General features: G+C 31.1%; 7 protein-coding genes. 5 read left to right on the top strand and 2 right to left on the bottom strand.

What is annotated here, in order from left to right; genetic code table 11:
• The 5 genes from QX51_RS01865 to QX51_RS19270 form a co-directional block, all read left to right on the top strand.
• Positions 1–634: DUF2971 domain-containing protein (locus QX51_RS01865; RefSeq protein ID WP_152607194.1), on the top strand; the 634-nt coding region annotated here is incomplete at its 5' end.
• A gap of 191 nt (positions 635–825) precedes the next feature.
• Positions 826–3,201: a virulence-associated E family protein gene (locus QX51_RS01860; protein ID WP_039678214.1), complete on the top strand. Its 2,376-nt coding sequence runs from the start codon at positions 826–828 to the stop codon at positions 3,199–3,201.
• 259 nt (positions 3,202–3,460) lie between these two features.
• Positions 3,461–5,002, top strand: a complete 1,542-nt coding sequence (locus tag QX51_RS21060) for an SNF2-related protein (RefSeq protein ID WP_052232823.1) — start codon at positions 3,461–3,463, stop codon at positions 5,000–5,002.
• Positions 4,992–5,249 carry a Mor transcription activator family protein gene (locus QX51_RS01850; protein WP_039678213.1) on the top strand — a complete coding sequence of 86 codons (258 nt, stop codon included), beginning with the start codon at positions 4,992–4,994 and terminating at the stop codon, positions 5,247–5,249. The genes QX51_RS21060 and QX51_RS01850 overlap by 11 nt, the downstream gene beginning before the upstream one ends.
• A 316-nt stretch (positions 5,250–5,565) precedes the next feature.
• On the top strand, positions 5,566–7,620 hold the full coding sequence (locus tag QX51_RS19270; RefSeq protein ID WP_052232822.1) for a tetratricopeptide repeat protein: 2,055 nt from the start codon (positions 5,566–5,568) through the stop codon (positions 7,618–7,620).
• 100 nt (positions 7,621–7,720) lie between these two features.
• Here QX51_RS19270 and QX51_RS01840 read toward each other — a convergent pair whose 3' ends face one another.
• Entirely contained in the window at positions 7,721–7,966 is a 246-nt protein-coding gene (locus QX51_RS01840) for a hypothetical protein (protein ID WP_039678212.1), read from the bottom strand.
• Positions 7,967–8,112: 146 nt separating this feature from the next.
• A partial coding sequence (locus tag QX51_RS01835; protein WP_039678211.1) for an acyltransferase family protein occupies positions 8,113–8,333 on the bottom strand: 221 nt, incomplete at its 5' end.

Raw genomic sequence — 8,333 nt, 5'->3', positions numbered from 1 at the left:
ATTGAATGATCCTTTTGATTTATCACCAATTTATTATGATAAAAATGAAATATCGAAGATGAAATTATGCAATGTAAATGAAATTGATAATATATTAGAAAATGCAGCTAATAATATGGGAATACTTTCTTTAAGCACAACTCCATTAAATATGCATCTATGGGCTCATTACGCAGATAATCATAAAGGTATATGTGTAGAATATGATATAGAATCAATTAAAGATTTAGATACATATTTTAAGTATAGAATTTTAAAGGTTCATTATATAAGTGAAAGACTAGATGTAACAAATATTTTGAAGAAATTATTTGAATATATAAAAAATAATGATGAGTATAATCAAATTAGAATGGCTAAGTGCTTTTATATGAGTATGACATTAAAACATAAAGATTGGTCTTATGAAGATGAATGGAGAATATTTATGCCACTCGAAGAGTGTAATAGTAGTAGTCAAATAGGAAGGTACAAAAATCCTTTAAGAATAAGTGCTATATATATTGGGAAAGATTGTATATGTAGTGATATTGATAAGATTAAGTTAATTTCACAGAAATTGAAATGTAAAGTTTATAAAATGGGATATCCATGTAGTAGTAATAATTTTTCATTAGTTCCTAAAGAGATATAATTTTTAAGTAAGTTTTGATGAATAATTTTAATATATTACAAACTAGTTAACATCAAATCTAACAAAAAATTGTATCCTATAACTACTAAGATACAGTTTTTTCATATTCAAAAAAATTCTCAAACAAGGGGTTCGACACCCCTTGTTTTTTTGCATATAAATGAAGGCAAACACAAAAAGGAGGTAACAAAATGAAAATTGCAATAGGCAACAGCCGTAGGGAAAAACTATGGAAAAATCAAGACATATCTTGGGAAGAGTTTTGCAATCGTGTAAAACAAACCATATACACAGCAGAAAGTGTAGAGGAGTACAAAAGGCTACCAAAGATAGAACAAGACAACATCAAAGATGTGGGAGGTTTTGTAGGAGGTTATTTAAAAGAAGGGAGAAGGAAAAAGGGCAACGTGCTTAGTCGCTGTATAATCACCCTGGATATGGACTATGGAAAAGAAAATATAATAAAAGAAATAAAAAAGAAGTGTGATTTTAAATGGTGCATCTACTCCACACACAAGCACACAAAAGAAAACCCACGCCTTCGTTTGATTATTCCACTAAAAAATGAAGTCAGTGAAGATGAGTATCCACCACTGTCACGCATGATAGCAAAAGAAATTGACCTGGATTTGTTTGACGATAGTACATACGAAGCTAGTAGGTTAATGTATTGGCCATCCACATCTAGGGATGGGGAGTTTGTATATGAAGAAAATGATGGCAACTTTCTTGATGCCAATTACTTCCTGGAAAAATATGAAAACTGGAGAGATACAACTACCTGGCCTGTATCTTCCAGACAAGCACAAATTTTCACAAAAGAATTGAAAAATCAAGCAGATCCACTTACTAAGGAGGGAGTGGTTGGAGTTTTTTGTCGTACTTATTCAATGGAAGAAGCTATGGATAAGTTCCTAACTCATGTGTACTCGCCATCTGCTGTTGATGGTAGATACGATTTTTCCAGTGCAGACTCTGCTGCTGGTGTGGTGATTTATGATAATAAATTTGCCTACAGTCACCACAGTACAGACCCAGCCAGTGGCAAATTGCTAAATGCTTTTGACATGGTTCGTATTCATAAGTTTGGGAATTTGGATGAAGGTATGTCACCAGATATACCAATGAACAGACGATTATCATATACTGCCATGAATGAATTTGCTATAAATGATGATTTGGTTAAATCAAATCTTGTTAAAGAACGTATGGAAAAATTAAACAAGGAATTTAGTGTGGAAAATGAAAATAATAGTGATTGGCAAAGTCTACTGGAACTAGATAAGAGGGGAAATATAAAAGAAACTTTAGATAACATGGTACTTATACTTGATAATGATGAAAATTTAAAAAACATTGTTTTTAACTCCCATAGAAACAACATAGATGTGAGAGGAAAACTTCCTTGGGAGCAGGTGAAAAAGGGGTGGAATGATTCTGACATGGCATCACTGAAAGTTTATATAAGCAAAATTTATGGCATATACTCACCAACCAAGACAAAAGATGCAATCACAGCAGTTGCAGCAAAGAGAGCTTATCACCCAATTAAAGAATACTTGGAAGGTTTACCACAGTGGGATGGGAAGTGTCGTGTTGACAACTTACTTATTGATTACTTTGGTGCAGAAAATTCACCCTATACAAAATCAGTAATAAGAAAGACCATGGTGGCAGCCGTAGCTAGGATTTATAATCCAGGGACAAAATTTGATCACGTACTTATTTTAAATGGACCTCAGGGAATTGGTAAGTCAACATTTTTCTATAAATTAGCAGGACAGTGGTTTTCTGACAGTTTGACTATTACAGATATGAAGGATAAGAGTGGAGCTGAAAAATTACAAGGATACTGGATATTGGAGCTGGGAGAACTGGCAGGTATGCGAAAAACTGAAGTGGAAACAGTAAAATCATTTATCTCACGTGAGGATGACAAGTATCGTGTTAGTTACGGTGTTTGTGTGGAAAATCATCCTCGCCAATGTATAATTGTAGGATCTACCAATGCAGAAAATGGATTTTTGAGAGATATTACAGGAAATCGTAGATTTTGGCCAGTGAGAATTAGAGGAAATTCCAAAAAGAAAGCATGGAATATAAGTAAAGAAGAAGTAAATCAAATTTGGGCAGAATCACTTATGCTTTATAAAAATGGTGAAAAACTTTACCTGGAAAATGAAGAGGAAAGCATGGCAATAAAAGAACAAATAAATGCAATGGAAAATGATGATAGAGAAGGTATTGTAAGAACTTATCTGGATACTTTATTACCAGAAACATGGGATAAGATGACCCTTTTTGAGCGTAGAAATTTCTTAAGAGGAAATGAATTTGCAGGAAGTAAACTTGAAGGTAGTGTAAAACGTAATATTGTTTGTAATATGGAAATTTGGTGCGAGTGTTTTGGCAATGAGGCATCCATGCTAAAAGCCATAGATTCATACGGGATTACTACTATTATGAAAAAAATAGAAAACTGGGATAAACTAAGAAAAAATAAAACAGGCTCAATTATTTTACCTATATATGGTAATCAAAGGTGCTATGAAAGAATAACAGAATAAACAAGAATAACAAAATAAAAAAGAATAATAGAATAAACAAGTCATAAACAAGATTTTGTGTTGTTTATAATCTTGTTTATAGATACAAATGGCTATATATACACAAAAATCAACACTTGAAAAACAAGAAAACAAGAAATTACCTATTGGGCATTGAAAAATAGGTAATAAATAAGCGCATGTGCCTATATGCACGCGCGCATAGGAAAAAGCTGTTTTCTTGTTTATCTTGTTTATTTATGTGAGAAGAGGAGGTTTCATGAAATATATTCCCCATAAGTATCAATCCTATGCAACAGACTTTATACTAAATAATCCTATTTCAGCATTATTTCTTCATATGGGACTGGGAAAAAGTGTAATTACCCTAAACGCATTATTTGATTTGCTGTTAGATAGTTTTCAAGTTAGAAAAGTGCTAGTAATAGCACCCCTTCCTGTGGTAAGAGATACTTGGCCATCAGAAATAGAAAAGTGGGATCATCTAAAAAATCTTGACTATGAACTTGTAATTGGCACAGAAAAAGAGAGAATTTTTGCCCTTAAAAAGCAATCTAGCATTTACCTTATAAACAGGGAAAATATCAATTGGCTAATAAATAAAAGCAATATAAATTTTGATTTTGACATGATAGTAATAGACGAACTTAGTTCTTTTAAATCACACAAATCAAAAAGATTTAGAAGTTTGCTTACAGTAAGACCAAAAGTGAAACGTATAGTAGGTCTAACAGGTACACCTACTTCCAACGGACTCATGGATTTGTGGGCTCAGTTTAGACTTCTCGACTTTGGTCAGCGACTAGAAAGAAATATAAAAAATTATCGCAAAAGGTTTTTCATGCCAGACAAAACATATGGACAAAAGGTATTTTCTTATAAACCAAAACCAGGGGCAAAGGATATGATATACGAACTAATCTCAGACATTACTATCTCCATGAAATCCATAGACTATCTGGAGATGACTCCTTGTATTTACGATGAAGTTCCAGTTTATTTATCCAAAGAAGAAAATATAATATATGACCAGTTAAAAGAAGACATGATAGTGTCCCTTACAACAAAGAATAAAGAAGCTGACAAAAGTAATGAGCTTATCAAAGAAGATAATGAGTTAAATAAAGAAAACAATGAGCTTATCAAAGAAGATAATGAGTTAAATAAAGAAAATAATGAGCTTATCAAAGATGATAATGATTTTATTAAAAAAGATAGGGAACTTATTAAAATAGATGCAGTTAATGCAGCAGTGTTGTCAGGAAAACTTCTGCAAATTGCCAACGGAGCTGTCTATGATGATAATAAGAAAGTAACAATTATACATGATAGAAAATTAGATGCTCTAGAAAAATTAATAAAAGAAACAGGTGACAAACCACTATTAATTGCTTATTGGTTTAATCATGATTTACTTCGCATAAAAAAGAGATTTCAAGTTATAGAAATTAAAACATCACAAGATGTGATTAATTGGAATAATGGAAAAATAAAAGTGGCAGCAATTCATCCAGCATCTGCAGGACATGGACTAAATTTGCAAATGGGAGGCTGCGAAATCGTCTGGTTTGCCCTTACATGGTCACTGGAACTATATCAGCAGACAAATGCAAGACTACACAGACAAGGTCAAAGTCAGACAGTGAAAATACACCATATCATTACAAAAGGAACGATTGATGAAGATGTGATAAAAGCAATATCACAAAAGGAAAAGACACAATCAAACTTGATAGATGCAGTAAAGGCAAACCTAAATATTACAAATAATAAATATGGAGGAGATACTTATGACTATTAAAAAAGAGGATATACCTTATGATTTACATACTATGGTAGACATAATAGGATGGGAAAATTTTTTAGATATTTGCAAAATGTACGGAGGAACATTGGTATACATACCAGTTTATAGGAAGGTGGTCATGGGGCAGAGGAATAGGGACATTGCTAAGGAGTATAATGGAAAAAATCTTGATAAATTGAGAATTAAATATGGAATTAGTAAGACCCAACTGAAACAATTATTGAAAGATGTTAAGAGATAGATTACACCTGACTATATAAATAGAAAGAAATAGTATGGCCATTGATATAAAATCAGTGGCTTAAAGCCATAGCGAAGTCATCTCGTTGGCGACATGAAGTATCTTGGGGGAATAAGTCTTTAAGAGACAATAAATAAGAATATTAGAAGATTAAATCCTTCAAGAAATAAAAATAATATTATATTGAATAGAATAACCCATTTGTAATGTTGATAATTTAAATTAATTCCTGTTTTTTAATTATTATTTTCATATAACTTTAATTATAGTATATTAAATATACATGGTAAAATATTAAAAATTAAAGGTGGTATATATGTCAAAAAAGCAATTAAAAAAGGACAAAAAGAAATTCATTAAATTAAAACAAAAAGAAATTACCGCTAGAAATAAAGCGTTAAAGAAAGACGTTCAAAATAAAATAGAGCTGTTGAGTCTTGATAAAAGCGAACTACCAGATTTGGAAGATAAGATAGAAAGAAGCGGACCTAGAGGATATGTTTTAAAGATTTTAAAAGATATTATAGATGACATTAATCTAGGTTGTACCGATGACAAAGAAATAATACCTGTAGCACAACTTTTAATAAAATTTGCAGAAAAACCTAGTGAAGTATATAGTGAATTATTAGACCTTGCTAACATAAACTTATCTAAACAGCAAAAAAAATTGATGAATAAGAGTAATGTTAGTCTAAATCTTACAGAAAGAGTTTTGCTAAAAAATAGAATGCAAGGAATACTAATGGAATATCAATTTAAGGATCTAAGCACAGCAAATATAGATTATAGTGGTATTCGAGTTTTCTTTGAAACTGCATACAGATTGATTTTAGTTGGGCTAGAAGATAGAAAAATTCTTGGAATAGATATTTACTTGGGGTATGGAGATATAATCTTTGATTTAATTGTAGAGTATGATGGTGAGAATCACTCTAAGTACAACATAAACCATAACACGTTCATATATATTGGTTGGAAACCTCTTGATAATTTATACAATACATATACTATTTATAAGAATAAATTCAAAAACTTCAGCGAAGGTAGTGTGCAATCATTAGCTACTGCAACTGATATGGGTAAAGAATATGAGTCAAGAAACAATGGTAAAGAATTAATATCTTACAGTGGGGTTGTGCTTAACTATATATGTCCATTCGAATCTGAATTAAAGAATCTAATTTCAAAAAAGTTCAATTTAGATAAAGATAATCTTAAGCTAGTAAAGGCTATTAATTATCTTAAAAAAATTAATAATCAATTATTATCTGATGAAAAAACAATAGATACTTTACATAAAGTTAGGTCATTAAGAAACAAAGTTGCTCATGGTAAGCCAGCGACATATGATGAATATAGGTATATCTATAATTCACTACTATTAAGTGGTATTTTAGAATGTTTAAATAAAGAGCTTGCAAATATCAATAATAACATAGATGATTCAGTTTCTACTTATAGAGAAGATGTATGTTTTAAAAATCATGATATTAAACCAGGTTACGAAGTAGTATTCAATTCGCTTACTATAGCTGCTCATAAAGGTGACTCTGAATCTCAGACTACTTTAGGAGCCCTGTACATGGATGGAGATATAGTAAAACAAGATTTTCAAGAGTCAGCTAAGTGGCTTACTAAAGCAGCTAATAAAGGTCGAGCAGATGCTCAAACTCTTTTGGCAGGTATGTATTTATTTGGTCAAGGTTTTAAACAAGATGATGAGAAAGCTGCTAAATGGTATTCAAAGGCTGCTGAACAAGGTAATGCAGTAGCACAAGGTTACTTAGGAAACATGTACTGTCTTGGTCGTGGCGTTAAGCAAGACACAAAAAAAGGTATTGAATTATTAATTAATTCTGCCAACCAAGGGAATGAAGAAGCTCAACACGCATTAGGAGAGATGTATTCCTCTGGTCAGGGTGTTAAACAAGATATCAAAGAAGCTGTCAAGTGGTACTTAAAAGCCGCTACAAAAGGATATGCTAAGTCTCAATACACACTAGGAGAGATATATTCCTCTGGCGAGGGTGTTAAGCAAGATATCAAAGAAGCTGTCAAGTGGTACTCAAAGGCTGCTGAACAAGGTGATGAAGACGCTCAACTTTCCTTAGGAGCTTTATATTACAATGGTGATGGAGTTAAGGCAGATACTAAAAAGGGTATTCGATTATTTAAAAAAGCTGCTGATCAAGGTAATTTAAACGCTCAATACCTATTAGGAGATATATATTCCTCTGGTCAGGGTGTTAAGCAAGATATCAAAGAAGCTGTCAAGTGGTACTCAAAGGCTGCTGAACAAGGTGATGAAGATGCTCAAAATCGTCTAGATGAGCTAAAAAAACAAAATATGCTTAGTTATCAATACTAAACTTTATTTATAGAAAAATAAGTTGCAACTAAAAAATTAACGGGTTTACTCTTGGGGTGAAAATTTTTAAATTACAATTAAAATAGGCTAGTATATATTACTAGTCTATTATTACATTCAATTCATCTTTTATACTTAATTTACCTAACATCCAAGGTAAGTAATTATTAAATATATAACCTAAAGAAGTTAAACTTCTAAATAATACAGTTAAAATTACATGATTTGAATTGAATATAAATGGCATTATAAACAATAAGCTTACTAGTATAAATTTAGAAAATTTATTACCTATATACTTATGAATTAATATAAATATAACTTCACTTATAAATAATGATGGCAAAAATCATGTTGTACCTATTCCAAACAGTGTTATGGTTTGTATTACAGTCCACTTTATTGTCTCTATTGAAGGACTTAAAAATATTTCAAATACTATATTTACTAAACAAAACATTAAATATGGTATTAATATGGACTTTATTCTTCTTAAAAGTAAGCTAAAAAAACTTTATTTATACTATCTTTATAATACAATAAAGCGCCTGATATTATAAAGAATAATGGTACATGAAATGAATATATCCAATTAATAAAAGCATTATTACTTTCGTAGATATGACCAATTACTACACCTAAAAGTGCAAATCCTCTTGCATTATCTAAATAATACAACCTGTTTTTATTATTCAAGATATCACCTCTACAAT

It is taken from the genome of Terrisporobacter othiniensis, assembly GCF_000808015.1.
Taxonomy (GTDB): domain Bacteria; phylum Bacillota; class Clostridia; order Peptostreptococcales; family Peptostreptococcaceae; genus Terrisporobacter; species Terrisporobacter muris.
The sequence above is the reverse complement of the archived record's forward strand: the minus strand, read 5'-3'. Positions and strand labels throughout refer to the sequence as shown.

Bases quoted from the DNA above. Each gene is read 5' to 3' on its own strand.
- QX51_RS01860 (WP_039678214.1), top strand. From the start codon at position 826: ATGAAAATTGCAATAGGCAACAGCCGTAGGGAAAAACTATGGAAAAAT.
- QX51_RS21060 (WP_052232823.1), top strand. From the start codon at position 3,461: ATGAAATATATTCCCCATAAGTATCAATCCTATGCAACAGACTTTATA.
- QX51_RS01850 (WP_039678213.1), top strand. From the start codon at position 4,992: ATGACTATTAAAAAAGAGGATATACCTTATGATTTACATACTATGGTA.
- QX51_RS19270 (WP_052232822.1), top strand. From the start codon at position 5,566: ATGTCAAAAAAGCAATTAAAAAAGGACAAAAAGAAATTCATTAAATTA.